This is a genomic window from Thermus sp. (genome assembly GCF_037444525.1).
GTDB lineage: Bacteria > Deinococcota > Deinococci > Deinococcales > Thermaceae > Thermus.
Genome location: NZ_JBBIMD010000007.1, coordinates 19,479 through 34,512, shown reverse-complemented (window position 1 = coordinate 34,512; position 15,034 = coordinate 19,479). Strand labels below are relative to the sequence as shown.

General features: G+C 66.8%; 14 protein-coding genes and 1 tRNA gene. 10 read left to right on the top strand and 5 right to left on the bottom strand.

What is annotated here, in order from left to right; all coding sequences use genetic code 11:
* Nucleotides 1-154 precede the first annotated feature (154 nt).
* Entirely contained in the window at nucleotides 155-694 is a 540-nt protein-coding gene (locus WKI94_RS01975; RefSeq protein ID WP_018460872.1) for an NYN domain-containing protein, read from the top strand.
* Nucleotides 695-699: 5 nt separating this feature from the next.
* On the opposite strand, the gene ndk is transcribed toward WKI94_RS01975, so the two are convergent.
* From ndk to WKI94_RS01960, 3 genes are read right to left on the bottom strand one after another with little or no spacing between them, the layout of a single operon-like run.
* On the bottom strand, nucleotides 700-1,113 hold the full coding sequence (ndk, locus tag WKI94_RS01970) for a nucleoside-diphosphate kinase (RefSeq protein ID WP_337844097.1): 414 nt from the start codon (nucleotides 1,111-1,113) through the stop codon (nucleotides 700-702).
* Nucleotides 1,114-1,148: 35 nt separating this feature from the next.
* Nucleotides 1,149-2,078: a Stp1/IreP family PP2C-type Ser/Thr phosphatase gene (locus tag WKI94_RS01965; protein WP_337844096.1), complete on the bottom strand. Its 930-nt coding sequence runs from the start codon at nucleotides 2,076-2,078 to the stop codon at nucleotides 1,149-1,151.
* Between the two features lie 17 nt (nucleotides 2,079-2,095).
* Nucleotides 2,096-2,953: a LysR substrate-binding domain-containing protein gene (locus WKI94_RS01960; protein WP_337844095.1), complete on the bottom strand. Its 858-nt coding sequence runs from the start codon at nucleotides 2,951-2,953 to the stop codon at nucleotides 2,096-2,098.
* A gap of 101 nt (nucleotides 2,954-3,054) precedes the next feature.
* Between WKI94_RS01960 and aceE the strand changes: the two genes are divergently transcribed.
* The 5 genes from aceE to WKI94_RS01935 all read left to right on the top strand — a co-directional run bounded on the left by aceE (nucleotide 3,055) and on the right by WKI94_RS01935 (nucleotide 10,147).
* On the top strand, nucleotides 3,055-5,769 hold the full coding sequence (aceE, locus tag WKI94_RS01955) for a pyruvate dehydrogenase (acetyl-transferring), homodimeric type (RefSeq protein ID WP_337844094.1): 2,715 nt from the start codon (nucleotides 3,055-3,057) through the stop codon (nucleotides 5,767-5,769).
* A gap of 9 nt (nucleotides 5,770-5,778) precedes the next feature.
* Complete coding sequence (locus tag WKI94_RS01950) at nucleotides 5,779-7,035, top strand: 2-oxo acid dehydrogenase subunit E2 (RefSeq protein WP_337844093.1); 1,257 nt, start codon at nucleotides 5,779-5,781, stop codon at nucleotides 7,033-7,035.
* A 66-nt stretch (nucleotides 7,036-7,101) separates the two neighbouring features.
* Nucleotides 7,102-8,385: an ABC transporter substrate-binding protein gene (locus WKI94_RS01945; RefSeq protein ID WP_337844092.1), complete on the top strand. Its 1,284-nt coding sequence runs from the start codon at nucleotides 7,102-7,104 to the stop codon at nucleotides 8,383-8,385.
* 47 nt (nucleotides 8,386-8,432) lie between these two features.
* Nucleotides 8,433-9,308, top strand: coding sequence for a sugar ABC transporter permease (locus tag WKI94_RS01940; protein WP_337844091.1), 876 nt, complete (start codon nucleotides 8,433-8,435; stop codon nucleotides 9,306-9,308).
* A complete protein-coding gene (locus WKI94_RS01935) occupies nucleotides 9,305-10,147 on the top strand; it encodes a carbohydrate ABC transporter permease (protein WP_337844090.1) in 843 nt (280 codons plus the stop codon). Before WKI94_RS01940 ends, WKI94_RS01935 begins: the two co-directional genes overlap by 4 nt.
* 43 nt (nucleotides 10,148-10,190) lie before the next feature.
* On the opposite strand, the gene WKI94_RS01930 is transcribed toward WKI94_RS01935, so the two are convergent.
* The gene (locus WKI94_RS01930) at nucleotides 10,191-11,993 is read right to left on the bottom strand and encodes a peptidyl-prolyl cis-trans isomerase (RefSeq protein ID WP_337844089.1); all 1,803 of its coding nucleotides are present in this window, start codon (nucleotides 11,991-11,993) and stop codon (nucleotides 10,191-10,193) included.
* Between the two features lie 44 nt (nucleotides 11,994-12,037).
* Here WKI94_RS01930 and WKI94_RS01925 point away from each other — a divergent pair.
* From WKI94_RS01925 to WKI94_RS01910, 4 genes are all read left to right on the top strand, one after another.
* A tRNA-Arg gene (locus WKI94_RS01925) sits at nucleotides 12,038-12,114 on the top strand.
* 84 nt (nucleotides 12,115-12,198) lie between these two features.
* Nucleotides 12,199-13,332: an MFS transporter gene (locus WKI94_RS01920; RefSeq protein ID WP_337844088.1), complete on the top strand. Its 1,134-nt coding sequence runs from the start codon at nucleotides 12,199-12,201 to the stop codon at nucleotides 13,330-13,332.
* The gene (locus WKI94_RS01915) at nucleotides 13,329-14,135 is read left to right on the top strand and encodes a universal stress protein (RefSeq protein WP_337844087.1); all 807 of its coding nucleotides are present in this window, start codon (nucleotides 13,329-13,331) and stop codon (nucleotides 14,133-14,135) included. Before WKI94_RS01920 ends, WKI94_RS01915 begins: the two co-directional genes overlap by 4 nt.
* Nucleotides 14,136-14,182: 47 nt before the next feature.
* On the top strand, nucleotides 14,183-14,614 hold the full coding sequence (locus tag WKI94_RS01910; protein ID WP_337844086.1) for a CBS domain-containing protein: 432 nt from the start codon (nucleotides 14,183-14,185) through the stop codon (nucleotides 14,612-14,614).
* Between the two features lie 69 nt (nucleotides 14,615-14,683).
* Here the strand turns inward: WKI94_RS01910 and WKI94_RS01905 are convergent, their stop codons facing one another.
* Nucleotides 14,684-15,031: a phage holin family protein gene (locus tag WKI94_RS01905; RefSeq protein ID WP_337844085.1), complete on the bottom strand. Its 348-nt coding sequence runs from the start codon at nucleotides 15,029-15,031 to the stop codon at nucleotides 14,684-14,686.
* Nucleotides 15,032-15,034: the final 3 nt, after the last annotated feature.

Genomic DNA, 15,034 nt, shown 5'->3' with positions numbered 1-15,034 from the left:
CGCTCATGGAAGGGTCATGGTAGCATAACCCCGCCCTGAAAGGGCCTAAGCCGATCGCCGTATCCCTGCCCCCACCGCTCATTGAGCGGTGGGCTATAAAACCTCTCATCCGGGGGGAGTAGACTGGGGTAGCCCGGAAAGGGGCGGGCCTTTTATGGAAAGGGTAGCGATATTCATAGACGGGTCCAACCTGTACAAGGGGTTGGTCCAGCACCTGGGCTCGGACTATCGGCTGAACTTCGTGGAGTTCATCACCCTCCTCACTGCGGGGCGCAGGCTCCTCCGGGCCTATTACTACAACGCCCCCCTGCCCCCAGAAGACCCCGCAGCCAAGGCCCACCAGAGCTTCCTCAACTACCTCAAGCGGGTGCCCTACGTGGCCGTGCGCCTGGGCCGGCTGGAACGGAGGGCCGACGGGTTCGTGGAAAAGGGGGTGGACATCCAGATCGCCATAGATATCCTGCGCCTGGCCTATGCGGACGCCTACGATGTGGCCGTCCTGGTCTCGGGGGATGGTGACTTCGCCGAGGTGGTGCGGGTGGTGCAGGACATGGGCAAGCAGGTGGAGAACACCACCTTCCACGCCCTCTCCTCCCACCGCCTGGCCCAGCAGGCGGACCGGTTCTACCCCCTGGACGACTTCCCCTGGGACCGGCTCCGGGCCCAGACCCTCCCCCAGGCCCCGGAGGAGTAACCCTTTTAGAGGAGCTCTCCCGGACGGAAGTAGAGGGCGATCTCCCTTTGGGCGTCCTCCGGGGTGGCCGAGCCGTGGATCACGTTCTCGTCAATGGTGGTGGCGAAGTCCCCGCGGATGGTTCCGGGAAGGGCATCCTTGGGGTGGGTGGCCCCCATCATCTTGCGCACCTCGGCCACGACGTTCGGCCCCTCCAGGACCATGGCCACCACGGGCCCCGAGGTGATGAAGGCCACGAGCCCCGGAAAGAAGGGCTTTTCCCGGTGCTCCGCGTAGTGCTTCTCGGCAAGCCCCCGGTCCAGGGTGAGGAGCTTAAGGCCCACCAGACGGAAGCCCTTGCGCTCAAAGCGGGCCAGGATCTCGCCCACCAGACCCCGGCGCACGCCGTCCGGCTTCACCATGACAAAGGTCCGCTCCATACCCTTTGGAGTCTACCGAGGCGCCCGGGTTCCGTCTAGGGCCCGCGGAAGTAGCCTAGGAGGATGTAGGCCACCACCACCACCCAAAGGAGGATAAGGAGGACGTCCCGCCAGCCCACCTTAGGGCGGGGCTTGGGCTCCAGGACCTGGGTGGGAAGCTCCTCCGGCACCTCCCCCAGCTTGAGGTGCACGGGGTCACCCCTCGCGGCCTCGAGGGGCAGGGCATAGGGACGGGTCCTTTCGGGCAGCGCCTCGGGCACCTGGACCAGGGCCACGCTGATGTTGTCCGGCCCCCCCCACTCGTTGGCCAGGGCCACCAGGCGCTCCGCCGCCTCCTCAGGGGGGTAGTTCCTCAGCACCTCCTGGAGGGTCCGGTCCTCCAAAACCCCATAAAGCCCATCCGTGCAGAGGAGGAAGACGTCCCCGGGCTCCACCTTAAGCCCGAGGAGGTCCACCCGGGCCTCAGGGAAGGAGCCCAAGGCGTTGGTGATCACGTTCCGCCACCGGTGGGTGCGGGCCTCCTCCACCGTGAGAAGCCCCTGGCGGACCCGTTCCGCCACCCAGGAGTGGTCCTCGGTGAGCTGCCTCAGGACCCCCTTGCGAAGGAGGTAGGCCCGGGAGTCCCCCACGTGGGCGATGAGGGCATAGGGCAGGTCCAGGAGGAGGCAGGTGGCGGTGGTGCCCATCCCCCGGTTCTCCGGGCGCTGGGCTTCCTGGTAAATCCTGCGGTTCGCCTCCTCAAAGGCCTCCAGGAGGGCCTTGGGGGAAGGCTCCCCTTGGGCGAGTTTCTCCAGCAGGGTCTCCACCGCCAGCCTCGAGGCCACCTCCCCCGTGCGGTGCCCCCCCATCCCGTCCGCCACCACGAAGACGCCGCCCCAAGGGGTAACGGCCTGGCCCACCGCGTCCTCGTTCTTGGGACGCCTCAGGCCTGGGTGGGTGCGGAGGGCCGCCAAAAGCTCGGGCACAACGGGATTGTACACCCTTATAACACCAGGGCCTTAAGGAGGGCCCGGACCTCCTCAAGGCAGGGGGGTGGGGGGGCCTTGGGGTAGATGAGGGCCACCTCCAAGGCCGCCTCCTCCAAAAGAGGCCTCAGCACCACCCCGGGGTGGGGAAAGACCCGGTAGGGGGCCAGGGTCAGGTAAACCCCCACCCCTGCGGCCACCAGGCCCACCGCCTGGGGGAAACGGGCCACCTCCCGCACCACCTTGGGCTGGAAGCCCGCCCGGCGGAAGACCTCCATGAAGGCCTCGTAGAGGGGGGGTAGGGCTTCCTTGGGCATGAGGAGGAAGGGCTCGTCCTTAAGGGCCCTTAGGGGCACCCGATCCGCCCCTGCCAGGGGGTGGTCCTCGGGGAGGGCCACCACGATGGGGACCTCGAGGAGGGGTTCTTTGGCGATGGCCGGGTCTTCCACCCGAAGCCCCGCGAGGCCATAGTCCAGCCGCCCCTCCTTTAGGGCCTTCACCTGCTCGGGGGTGTGCATCTCCAGGATCTCCACCGGCCGGCCCAGGCCCCGCCTCAGGTGGTCCAAAAGGGGCATGAGGTCCGGGAGGAGGTTTTCCGGCACGCCAAAGCGGAGCTCCGCCCGCCCGGCCCGCCTTACCCTTTCCTTCAGGGCCTCGGCCTGGTCCAAAAGGGCCTTGCCCTCCCGATAGAGCACCTCCCCCGCAGGGGTCAGGCGGAAAGGGCGCCTCTCCAAAAGACGCACCCCAAGCTCCCGCTCCAGGGCCCGGATCTGCTGGGTGAGGCCGGGCTGGGAGAGGAAAAGCCTCTCCGCTGCCCGGTGAAAGTTCCGCTCCTCGGCCAGGACCAGGAAACAGCGCAGGCGGCGCAGATTCATGATAAGAAAAGTTTATCACAGGGGCCAAGGCCTTGCTATTGGACAGTCCCCCCCCGCTCGGCCAAACTGGTGTAGTGTAAGTGGCCACCAAGGAGGGCGCCATGACGGAAGGGGAACTCAAAGCCGCCTTTATCCGGCTTTCGCCGGAGGAACGAAAAGCCCTTTTTGAGCAGGAAAACCGGGAGTGGCTGGAGGCCTTGGAGTACGTCCTAAGGGTGGAGGGCCCCGAGCGGGTAGAGGAGCTTTTCCGCCTACTGGACCAGCATCTTTACCTCCAGGGCTACACCCTGAGCAACCGCCTCGAGACCCCCTACCTGAACACCATCCCCAAGGAGAAGGAACCCCCCTACCCCGGGGACCTGGAGCTGGAGCAGCGCATCGCCAACATCCTCCGCTGGAACGCGGCTATGATGGTGGCCCGGGCCAACAAAAGGGCCGACGGCATCGGGGGGCACATCTCCACCTACGCCTCCATCGCCGAGCTTTACGAGGTGGGCTTCAACCACTTCTTCCGGGGGCCGGGGGCGGGGCTAGACCGGGACCTGGTCTTCTTCCAGGGCCACTCCTCCCCCGGGATCTACGCCCGGGCCTTCCTGGAAGGGCGGCTTAAGGAGGCGGACTTGGAAAACTTCCGCCGGGAGGTCCACCCCCCCGTGGAAGGGAGCCAGGGGCTTTCCAGCTACCCCCACCCCTGGCTCATGCCCAACTTCTGGGAGTTCCCCACGGTGAGCATGGGCCTTGGGCCCATCCAGGCCATCTACCAGGCCCGCTTCATGCGCTACCTCGAGGACCGGGGCCTAAAGCCCAAAAGCTCCGCCAAGGTCTGGGCCTTCCTGGGGGATGGGGAGCACGACGAGCCCGAGACCGTGGGGGCGCTCCACCTTGCGGCCAGGGAGGGGCTGGACAACCTCATCTTCGTGGTGAACTGCAACCTCCAGCGCCTGGACGGCCCGGTGCGGGGGAACTCCAAGGTCATCCAGGAGCTGGAAAGGCTCTATCGGGGTGCGGGCTGGCACGTGATCAAGGTGGTGTGGGGCTCCCTCTGGGACGAGCTCATCGCCCGGGACACGGAAGGCCACCTTCTGCGGCGCTTTGAGGCCCTGGTGGACGGGGAGTCCCAGCGCTACGCCGCCTTTGGGGGGAGGGAGCTTAGGGAGCGCTTCTTCAACACCCCGGAGCTCAAAAAGCTCATTGAGGGCCTTTCGGACGAGGAGCTCACCGAGCTCACCCGCTCCCGGGGCGGGCATGACCTCAGGAAGATCTACGCCGCCTACAAGGCCGCGGTGGAGCACAAGGGGAGCCCAGTGGTCATCCTGGCCCGCACCATCAAGGGCTACGGCATGGGCCCCACGGCCATGGCCAAGAACGTGGCCCACCAGGTGAAGAAGCTCACCGAGGAGGACCTCAAGGAGGCCCGGCACTTCCTGGAGATCCCCGTCCCCGAGGAGAAGCTTGCCGAACTCCCCTACCACCACCCAGGCCCCGAGGCCCCCGAGGTGCGCTACCTCCTGGAGAGGCGAAAGGCCCTGGGGGGCTTTGTGCCGGAAAGGCGGGTGCGCTTCAAAGGGGGCCTCGAGGTCCCGGACGAGGCCTTCTTCCAGGAGTTCTACCAGGGCACGGGGGGGCGGGCCATCTCCACCACCATGGCCTTCGTGCGCATTCTGGCTAAGCTCCTGAGGCACAAGATCGGGAAGTACATCGTCCCCATCGTCCCCGACGAGGCCCGCACCTTCGGCATGGAAGCCCTCATCGCCCAGGTGGGGATCTACTCCCCCAAGGGGCAGCTTTACATCCCCGTGGACGCGGGCACCCTCACCGCCTACAAGGAGAGCAAGGAAGGGCAGATCCTGGAGGAGGGGATCACCGAGGCCGGGGCCATGGCGGACTTCATCGCCGCGGGCACGGCCTACGCCCACTGGGGCATCCCCACCATCCCCTTCTTCATTACCTACTCCATGTTCGGCCTGCAGCGCATGGGGGACCTGGTCTGGGCCGCCGCGGACCAGAGGACCCGGGGCTTCATCCTGGGGGCCACCGCGGGCCGGACCACCCTGGAAGGGGAGGGGCTCCAGCACCAGGACGGGCAGAGCCAGATCTACGCCTTGGCGGCCCCCAACCTCCTGGTCTACGATCCGTCCTTCGCCTACGAGCTTGCGGTGATCCTGGAAGACGGCCTCCGCCGCATGTACGGGGAGGGGGAGGACGTCTTCTACTACCTCACCATTGAAAACGAGAACTACCCCCATCCCCCCATGCCCGAGCCCCGGGCGGAGGTGAAGCGGGGCATCCTGAAGGGGCTTTACCTCTTCCGGAAAGGGGAGGGGGAAGGCCCCAGGGTCCAGCTTTTGGGCTCGGGGCCCATCCTGCCCCAGGCCCTGAAGGCCCAGGAGATCCTGAAGGGCTTCGGGGTGGTGGCGGACGTGTGGAGCGCCACCAGCTACAAGGCCCTCTACCTGGATGCCCTCGAGGCCGAGCGGGAAAGGCGGCTACGCGGCAAGCCCCGCACCCCCTACGTGGCCGAGGCCCTAGAGGGGCACGAAGGCCCCATCGTGGCCGCCACGGACTACCTCAAGGCCCTCCCCAACCTCATCCGGGGCTACCTGGACCGGACCTTCTGCGCCCTGGGCACGGACGGCTTCGGGCGCTCGGACACCCGGGAGGCCTTAAGGGACTTCTTTGAGGTGGACGACCGGCACATCGCCTACGCCGCCCTCGCCCTTTTGGTGGAGGAAGAAAGGCTCGAGGCCAAGGTTCTGGAGGAGGCTCGCACCCGGCTTGGGCTTAGCTTAGAGGAGAGGCCGCCCCACCGGCGGTAAGGAGGAGGTATGGAGCTCAGGCTACCCGAACTCGGCGACAACGTGGCCACGGCCACCGTGGTGGGCGTCTTGGTGAAGGAGGGGGACCGGGTGGCCCCCGGCCAGCCCCTCTTGGAGCTGGAAACGGATAAGGCGGTGATGGAGGTGCCCGCGGAGGCGGGCGGGGTGGTGGAGCAGGTCTTGGTGAAGCCGGGGGACGAGGTGAAGCCGGGGCAGCCCTTCCTGGTCCTGAAGGCGGAAGGGGAGGCCCAAGCCCGGGAGGAAGCCCCCGCGGCCGAGCCCACCCGGGAGGCCAAAGGGGCCGAACCCCCTGCCCCGGCGGTGGAAAGCCCAAAACCCAAGGCCCCCACCGGGGGAGAGGCTCCGGAGGGGCGGCGTCTGGTCCCGGCCTCCCCCTCCATAAGGCGGCTCGCCCGGGAGCTAGGGGTGGACATCCACGCCCTGAGGGGGAGCGGGCTTGCGGGCCGGATCACGGAGGAGGACGTCCGGCGGGCGGCGGGCCTGGCCGCGCCCGAACGGGCCGCCCCCGCTCCCTCCCGTCCTCCCCTTCCCGATTTCAGCCGCTTTGGCCCCGTGCGCCGCGAGCCCATGAGCGGGGTGCGGAAGGCCACCTTGAGGGCCATGGCCCAGGCCTGGGCCCAGGTGCCCATGGTCACCCACTTTGACGAGGCGGACATCACCGACCTCGAGGCTCTGCGGAAGCGCTACGCCCCCAAGGCGGAGGAGCGGGGCTTCCGCCTCACCCCCACCGCCTTCCTCCTCAAGGCCCTGGCCCTCACCCTTAAGGCCTTCCCCAAGTTCAACGCTTCCGTGGACGAGGAGGCCCAGGAGATCGTCTACAAGGACTACATCCACATCGGTGTGGCCGTGGACACCCCCCACGGCCTCCTGGTGCCCGTGATCCGCAATGTGGACCAAAAGGGCGTCTTCGCCCTGGCCCGGGAGCTTCAGGAGATCTCCGAGCGGGCCCGGGAGCGGAAGCTCACCCCCGAGGAGATGCAGGGGGGCACCTTCAGCCTCTCCAACCTGGGGGGGATCGGGGGCATGGGCTTCACCCCCATCGTGAACTGGCCCGAGGTGGCCATCCTAGGGGTTTCCCGCGCCCAGATGAAGCCCGTTTGGAACGGGGAGGCCTTCGTCCCCCGCCTCATCCTGCCCTTCAGCCTCACCTACGACCACCGCCTCATTGACGGAGCCGAGGCCGCCCGCTTCTGCCGCCACCTGGCCCTCCTCCTGGAAGACCCCCTGGGGCTGGCCCTGGAGTAGGGCTTGACGGGGCGGGAAAAGGGGTGGTAAAGTACCCCCTGGAAGCGTTTCTAAAGGGGGTGTAGGATGAAGCGTCGCGAGTTTTTGAAGAAAGCTGGGGTGGGTCTGGCCGCAGGGGTGCTCTTCAGCTCCGTGCGCGTCCAGGCCCAAAGCCCCGTCATCCGGGTGGCCGGGGACTCCACCGCCGTGGGGGAGGGCGGCCGCTGGATGAAGGAGATGGTGGAGGCCTGGGGCAAGAAGACGGGCACCCGGGTGGAGTACATTGACTCCCCCGCGGACACCAACGACCGCCTGGCCCTCTACCAGCAGTACTGGGCGGCGAAAAGCCCGGACGTGGACGTCTACATGATCGACGTCATCTGGCCGGGCATCGTGGCCCCCCACGCCCTGGACCTCAAGGCCTACTTCAGCGAGGATGAGCTTAAGGAGTTCTTCCCCCGCATCCTCCAGAACAACACCATTCGGGGCAAGCTCACCTCCATCCCCTTCTTCACCGACGCGGGCATCCTTTACTACCGCAAGGACCTCCTGGAGAAGTACGGCTACAAGAACCCCCCGAGGACCTGGGCCGAGCTGGAGCAGATGGCCAAGAAGGTGATGGAAGGGGAGCGGAAGACCAACAAGGATTTCTGGGGCTTCGTCTTCCAGGGCAAGCCCTACGAGGGCCTCACCTGCGACGCCCTGGAGTGGATCTACTCCTTTGGGGGCGGGCGCATCGTGGAACCCGACGGGCGTATCAGCGTGAACAACCCCAAGGCGGCCCTGGCCCTGAACACCATCCGCCGCTACGTGGGCACCATCGCCCCCCAAGGGGTGACGAGCTACGCCGAGGAGGAGGCCCGCAACGTCTGGCAGCAGGGGAATAGCCTCTTCATGCGCAACTGGCCCTACGCCTACGCCCTGGGCCAGAGCGAGGGGAGCGCGGTGCGGGGCAAGTTCGGGGTGACGGTGCTGCCCAAAGGAGCGGCGGATGCCACCAACGCGGCCACCTTGGGGGGGTGGCAGCTCATGGTCTCCGCCTACAGCCGCAACCCCAAGCTGGCCGCGGACCTGGTGAAGTACCTAGCCTCCTACGAGGTGCAAAAGGACAACGCCGTCCGCCTCTCCCGCCTGCCCACCCGCCCTGCCCTCTACACCGACCGGGACGTCCTGGCCAAGAACCCGTGGTTCCGGGACCTCCTCCCCGTCTTCCAGAACGCCGTCTCCCGTCCTTCGGACGTGGCCGGGGCCAAGTACAACCAGGTCTCCGAGGCCATCTGGACCGAGGTCCATAGCGCCCTCACCGGCCGCAAGACGGGCGAGGCCGCGGTCAGGGACCTCGAGGCCCGTCTCCAGCGCACCCTGCGCTAAGATCCTTTAGCCCCGGGGGGGCCTCCCCCCGGGCGTATCCTTAGACCATGCTCACCCTAAGGCAGGTCCGCCTGGCCTGGCTCCTGGTCCTCCCCACCCTCCTGGCGGTGGTCCTGGTGGCGGGCTACCCCTTGGCCCAGGTCTTCTACTGGTCCTTCTTCAAGGCCGACATCGCCTTCGTGGAGCCCCCAAGGTTCGTAGGCCTGGAGAACTACCTCTTCCTCCTAAAGGACCCGGACTTCCGCCAAGCTCTTTGGAACACCTTAAAGTTCACCGTGGTCTCCGTGAGCCTGGAGACGGCCTTGGGCCTCGCCATCGCCCTCATCGTCCACTCCAACTTCCGGGGCCGGGGGCTGGTGCGCACCGCCATCCTCATCCCCTGGGCCATCCCCACGGTGGTCTCGGCCAAGATGTGGCAGTGGATGCTCCACGACGTCTACGGGGTGATCAACGTCCTGGGGGTGAAGCTCGGGATCCTGAGCCAAAAGGTGGCCTTCCTGGCTCGCCCGGAGCTCATCCTGCCCGCCATCATCGCCGTGGACGTGTGGAAGACCACCCCCTTCATGGCCCTTCTCCTCCTTGCCGGGCTCCAGCTCATCCCGGAGGAGCTCTACGAGGCGGCCAGCATTGACGGGGCGAGCCGCTGGCAGCAGTTTTGGAGCATCACCCTACCCCTCCTCACCCCCGCCCTGGTGGTGGCCCTCATCTTCCGCACCCTGGATGCCCTCAGGGTCTTTGACGTGATCTTCGTCATGAGCGGGGTGAACCCCGCCACCCGCACCCTGGCGGTCTACAACCGCCAGACCCTTATAGACTTCCAGGACCTGGGGTACGGCTCGGCCATCAGCGTGGCCATCCTGGTGATCATCTTCGTCTTTGTGGTGCTCTACATGCGCACCCTGGGAAGGGAGGCGCTGAGATGAAGCGCCTACTCCGCGCGCTCAACCGAACCCTTTTCTACCTCCTGGTGGCCTTCGTGGTGGTCTACAGCGTCTTCCCCTTTTACTGGGCGGTGATCTCCAGCTTCAAGCCCTCGGATGCCCTCTTTTCCCCTAACCCAAGCTTCCTCCCTCTCCCCTTCACCCTGGACCACTACAAGAACGTCTTTCTCCAGGCCAACTTCGGCCGGAACCTCCTGAACTCCCTCCTCGTGGCCGGCGGGGCCACCCTCCTTTCCCTGGTGCTCGGGGTGCTTTCCGCCTATGCCCTAGGCCGCCTTCCCCTTCCTCCCAAGAACGCGGTCTTGTACATCGTCCTGGCCATGACCATGTTCCCGCAGATCGCCGTTTTGGGCGGGCTTTTCCTGCTCCTGAGGCAGGCGGGCCTCTTCAACACCCACCTGGGCCTCATCCTGAGCTACCTCCTCTTCACCCTGCCCTTCACGGTCTGGGTCCTGGTGGGCTACTTCAAGGGCCTTCCCCGGGAGCTGGAAGAAGCGGCCTACGTGGATGGGGCCACACCCCTCCAGACCCTCCTCAAGGTGATGCTTCCCCTCACCGGGCCGGGGCTGGTGACCACGGGGCTTTTGGCCTTCATCGCCGCTTGGAACGAGTACCTCTTCGCCCTTACCTTCACCGTGGGGGACTCGGTGAAGACCGTGCCCCCCGCCATCGCCAGCTTCGGCGGGGCCACGCCCTTTGAGATTCCCTGGGGGTCCATCATGGCCGCCAGCGTGGTGGTCACCGTGCCCCTGGTGGTCCTGGTCCTCATCTTCCAGCAGCGCATCGTGGCCGGGCTCACCGCGGGGGCGGTGAAGGGATAAGGAAAAGCCCTGCCCCTAAAGGGGCAGGGCCTCTTGTCTTCCCCTAGGGCTTCTTCTCGGGAGCCTTTTCCTGGGCTGGCGCCTCTTCCTTTTTGGGGGTGAGCTCCGCCAGGACCTCCTGCAGGCGGTTTTCTATCTGGGCCTTCTTGCGAAGCTCTTGGATGAGGGCCTGGGCCTTCTCCGAGCGCTTCTTGGCGATGACCCGCTCCTTGGCCTCCTCCGCCACCTCCTGGAAGGGCTTCAGCACCTCGGGCTTGCGGTCGGAGATGAGGAGGACCACGAAGGTGCCGTCCTCCAGCTTCACCGCCTCGCTCACCTCGCCCAAGGGCCCTTTGGGGAAGGTGACCGTGGTCTTGAAGACCAGCCGGTCCAGAACCGCGGGCAGGGTGTTGGGGTTCACGGCGCCGTAGTCCGTGACCGTGCCCTCCTGGGCCTTGGCCAGGGCCTCGAGGTCCCCTCCCTTAAGGACCGCGGCCCGGAAGGCCTTGGCCTTGGCCTCCTCCTTGAAGCTCACCCCCACCACCTTGGCGCTGGCGGGCACGGTGAAGAGGGCGGGGGTTTCCGCGTAGAACTTCCTGGCCTCCTCTTCCGTGGCCGTGACCTCCCGGGTGGTCCAGAGGGCGTAGGCCTGGGCGGTGGCGTCCTTGGAGCCCACAAAGGGCTTGCCGCTCGCCTTGGCGGCTTCCACCAGAAGCTCGCGGTCCACCAGGTTCTCCAGGGTCTGGGGGAGGAAGAACTGGACCGCAAGCTCCCCTAAGCCCTGCTGGATGAGGGCTGCGGTCTGCTGGTTGGAGAAGACGGGCTGGAGGACCTGGGAAAGGAGGATCTCCTTCCCGTTCACCTGGGCCACCACGGGGTTCTTGTAGCTGTAGGGGGCATCCTCGGCGAAGCGCACCTGGGCCTTCTTCCGGATCTCCTCCAGGTAGGCCTCGAGGGCCCCCTCCCCCTTCACCCGCTTCACGTCCTCCTCCACCCGGGCCTTCGTCTCCTCAAAGTCCGGCACCTTGGGGGGGAGGTAGGCCTCCACCTTCACCAGGTAGTACCGCCCCCCAGCCTCTACGGGCCCCACAAGGCCCGGGCCTTTTAGGGCGAAGACCGCCTGGCCCACCGCCTCGGGGAAGACCACCTGGGCCACGGGCTTGGGCTCCGTTTTGCCGGGCTCGGCGCCAAGAGCCCCCGCCGCTTCCGCCCCTACCTTGGAGTGGGCCTTGGCCAAGGCGGCAAAGTCCTCCCCGGCCTGGGCCTTCCGGTAAAGCTCCTCCGCCAGGGCCTTGTCGTCCACCACGATCTGCCGGGCCAGGACCCTGGGCTCGGTCTTGTAGTCCTCCTGGTGGACCTCAAAGTAGAACCGGAGCTCCTCGGGGGTGGGCTTGGCCGAGGCGCGGATCTGGTCCAAGCGCTTTTGGATCTGGAGCTGGGTCTTGATCTCGGCCCTTAGCTGGGCATCGGTGTAGCCCACCTGGTTCAGGAAGCTCTCGTAGGCGTTCTTCTCCTTCAAGCCGAACTGCTCGCGGATGCGGTTGAGCTCCGTCCGGATCTCGGCGCTGGAGACCCGCACCCGGGCCGCGTCCTGCTTGAGGGCCTCGGTGAGGACGACCTGCTCCAGGAAGTGGGTGTCCACCAGGGTTTTGAGAAGCCCCTCGGGGTTGGCCGCGTACAGGGGGTCGTTCCCCTGGAGCCTAAGAAGGTCCAGCTCGTACACCGGCTTGTTGTTCACCCAAAGGACCGCCTTGCCCCGGGCCTGTTGCCCCGCCTGAGGGGTGAAAAGCAGGATGGCCCCCACAGCGAAGGCCAAGGCCAGAAGCCCAAACAGGATGGTGATGATGCGCCGATTCAGACCAAACACTTGACCGCCTCCTCTCCCACGTGCTAAAGTAGCTCCTGCTGAGTGCGCCCGTAGCTCAGCTGGATAGAGCGTCGGCCTCCGGAGCCGAAGGTCAGAGGTTCGAGTCCTCTCGGGCGCGCCATTTTTCTTTTGGTACCCCGGAAAAGCCCAAGCACAAAGGGATTCTAGCACACCCTGCGTGAGAAAACCCCTTTAGGATAGGAGGGTGCTGCCCCTCCTCCTCGCCTGGCTCCACACGGCCAACGACCTCTTCTCCAACTTCCTCACCCCCCTGCTCCCCAAGCTCATGGACCGCTTTGGGGTGGGGCTGGGGACGGCGGGCCTTTTGGTCTCGGTCTACTCCCTCACGGGAAGCCTCCTGCAGCCCTTCGCCGGACTCATCGCCGACCGGTTGGACCGGAGGTTGCTCGCTGCCCTGGGCCCTGTTTTGGTGGCCCTGGGGATGGGCTCCCTAGGGGTCTGGCCCCGGTTTGAGGTCCTCCTCTTGGTGCTGGGCTTGGCTGGCCTGGGCTCGGCCCTCTTCCACGCCTCGGGGGCCAGCCTGGTGGGGGAGTACGCCCCCCGGCAACGGAAAGGGTTTTGGCTCTCCTTCTTTGGCTCCGCGGGGTACCTGGGCCTTTCCCTGGGCCCCATCGTGGCCCTCCTCGCTGTGGGGGCCTGGGGGCTGGAAGGCCTCCTCTGGCTCACCCCCCTGGCCCTCCTCCCGGCCCTCCTCCTCCTCCGGCTTCCTCCCGTGCGCCGAAGGGGCAAGCCCGCCGGGTTTAAGGACTTCCTCCGGGTCTTCCGGGGAGACGTGGCCCGGCTCTGGGGGATGGCCACCTTAAGGAGCCTGGTCTTCATGAGCTTCTCCACCACCCTCCCCTACTGGTACGCCCAGCGGGGCTTGCCCGACGGCTACACCGCCTTAAGCCTTTCCGTCTATAGCTTTTCCGCCACCCTGGGCACCTTCCTGGGGGGGACGCTTTCCGACCGCCTGGGGCGGAAGGCGGTCCTGGTGGGCACCCTCAGCCTGGGCCTTCCCCTTTACCTGGCCCTCCTCCTCTTCCCTCCGGAAAACCCCCTCTACCTCCTCCTCCTCTCCGCCACGGGGGCCCTGATGAACGCGGGCATCCCCGTGGCCGTGGCTCTGGCCCAGGACCTGGAGCCCACCCAGACGGCCACGGTTTCCGGCCTCCTCATGGGGTTCACTTGGGGGTTTGCCGGCCTCTTCTACGCTCCCATCGGGGGGCTCATCGAGGCCTTTGGGGTGCTCCCGGTCCTTTTGGCCTTGGGGGGGCTGATCCTCCCCGCCTGGGCCCTGGCCCGGGGGGTGCAAGAGCCCAGTAGAATGGGTGCATGAGGATCCTCCTGGCCACCGACGGCTCCCCCCAGGCTAAGGGGGCCGAGGTGCTGGCGGAGTGGCTTTGCTACAAGCTTTCCGCCAAGCTCCTTGCCCTTTACGTGGTGGACCTGCGCCTGGTCCAGGCCCTGGAGCCCCTGGACCTGGGAGCCCTCACCATCCCCCTCCCTGTGCGGCGGGAGGAGGTGGAGCGCCTCCTCACCCTTAAAGGGGAAGCGGTTTTGGAACGGGTGGTGGGAAGCGCCCAAGCGGCCGGGGTGGAAGCGGAGGGCCTTTTGGAAAAGGGCGTGCCCCACGAGATCATCCTCCGGCAGGCCCGGGCGGCAGACCTCTTGGTGCTGGGCAAAAGCGGGGAGACCCACGGGGCGGGATTTTCGGGGCTTGGGAGCACGGTGGACCGGGTCCTCAGGGCCTCCCCCGTCCCCACCCTGGTGGCCCCCATGGAGTACGTGGAGCTTGCGGGGGCGGTCTTGGGGTACAACGCCTCGGAAAGCGCGGTGCGGGCCCTGCACACCCTGGCCCCCCTGGCCCGCACCCTGGGGCTTTTCGTACGGGTGGTGAGCGTGCACGAGGACCCCACCCAGGCAGGGGCCTGGGCTTTGGAGGCGGAAATTTACCTCAAGGACCACGGGGTAGCCGCGGAGGGGCTGGCCCTTTCGGGCGACCCAGCGGAGCACCTCCTGGCCCTGGCGGGGCCCTCCGACCTCCTCGCCTTAGGGGCCCCGGTGCGGCGGTTCATCCTGGGGAGCACGGCGGAAGAGGTGGTGCGCCACGCGGTGGGGCCGGTCCTCACCGTGCGATAAGGGACGGGGCCTCGAGGTATAATCTTCCCCTAAAGGAAAGGGGGGTTATGAACGTCCGCCAGCTTCTCGTCCACAAGGGGGGCGCGGTGTACCGCATCCACCCCGAGGCCACGGTCCTGGAGGCCCTGAAGGAGCTCGCCCGCCACAACATTGGGGCCCTTCTGGTCATGGATGGAGACCGGCTTCTTGGCATCTTCTCCGAGCGGGACTATGCCCGGAAGCTGGTCCTTCTGGGGCGCTTCTCTAAGGACACCCGGGTGCAGGAGGTGATGACGGAAAACCCCATCGCCGTAACCCCGGAGACGGACCTGGAGGAGGCCATGCGCCTCATGACCGAGCACCGGGTGCGCCACCTGCCCGTGCTGGAGGGGGGGAAGGTGGTGGGGGTGGTCTCCATCGGGGACGCGGTGAAGGCCATCCTCATGGAAAAGGAGCTCCTCATCCAGGAGCTTTCCCGCTATGTGAGCGAAAACCGCTGAGCCCCTTCCCACCCAGGAAGGCCTCCGGAGGGCTTGAGTACCCCGCCGAAGCCTTCCCCAGATGAAGGCTTAGTCCCGGAAAAGCCAGCTCAGGAAGAGGCTCACCAGGGAGAGGAGGAGGGCCCCCACGAAGGCCCCGGCGAAGCCTTGGACCTCTAGGAGGGTGGCCTGGGCCACCAGGTAGAGGACGAAGGCGTTCACCACCAGGGTGAAAAGCCCCAGGGTGAGGAGGTTCAGAGGCAGGGTGAGGAAGAGGAGGAGGGGGCGGAGGAGGGCGTTGGCCAGGCCCCAGAGGGCCCCCGCCACCAGGTAATCCAGAAGGTCTGCCCCTGGGGCGAAGTAGATCCCAGGGTAAAGACTGGCCACCAGCCAAAGGGCCAGGGTGTTGAGGAGGAGCCGGGCGAGGAGGGCGCGCACGGG

Bases quoted from the DNA above. Each gene is read 5' to 3' on its own strand.
- WKI94_RS01975 (WP_018460872.1), top strand. From the start codon at position 155: ATGGAAAGGGTAGCGATATTCATAGACGGGTCCAACCTGTACAAGGGG.
- ndk (WP_337844097.1), bottom strand. From the start codon at position 1,113: ATGGAGCGGACCTTTGTCATGGTGAAGCCGGACGGCGTGCGCCGGGGT.
- WKI94_RS01960 (WP_337844095.1), bottom strand. From the start codon at position 2,953: ATGAATCTGCGCCGCCTGCGCTGTTTCCTGGTCCTGGCCGAGGAGCGG.
- aceE (WP_337844094.1), top strand. From the start codon at position 3,055: ATGACGGAAGGGGAACTCAAAGCCGCCTTTATCCGGCTTTCGCCGGAG.
- WKI94_RS01950 (WP_337844093.1), top strand. From the start codon at position 5,779: ATGGAGCTCAGGCTACCCGAACTCGGCGACAACGTGGCCACGGCCACC.
- WKI94_RS01945 (WP_337844092.1), top strand. From the start codon at position 7,102: ATGAAGCGTCGCGAGTTTTTGAAGAAAGCTGGGGTGGGTCTGGCCGCA.
- WKI94_RS01940 (WP_337844091.1), top strand. From the start codon at position 8,433: ATGCTCACCCTAAGGCAGGTCCGCCTGGCCTGGCTCCTGGTCCTCCCC.
- WKI94_RS01935 (WP_337844090.1), top strand. From the start codon at position 9,305: ATGAAGCGCCTACTCCGCGCGCTCAACCGAACCCTTTTCTACCTCCTG.
- WKI94_RS01915 (WP_337844087.1), top strand. From the start codon at position 13,329: ATGAGGATCCTCCTGGCCACCGACGGCTCCCCCCAGGCTAAGGGGGCC.
- WKI94_RS01910 (WP_337844086.1), top strand. From the start codon at position 14,183: ATGAACGTCCGCCAGCTTCTCGTCCACAAGGGGGGCGCGGTGTACCGC.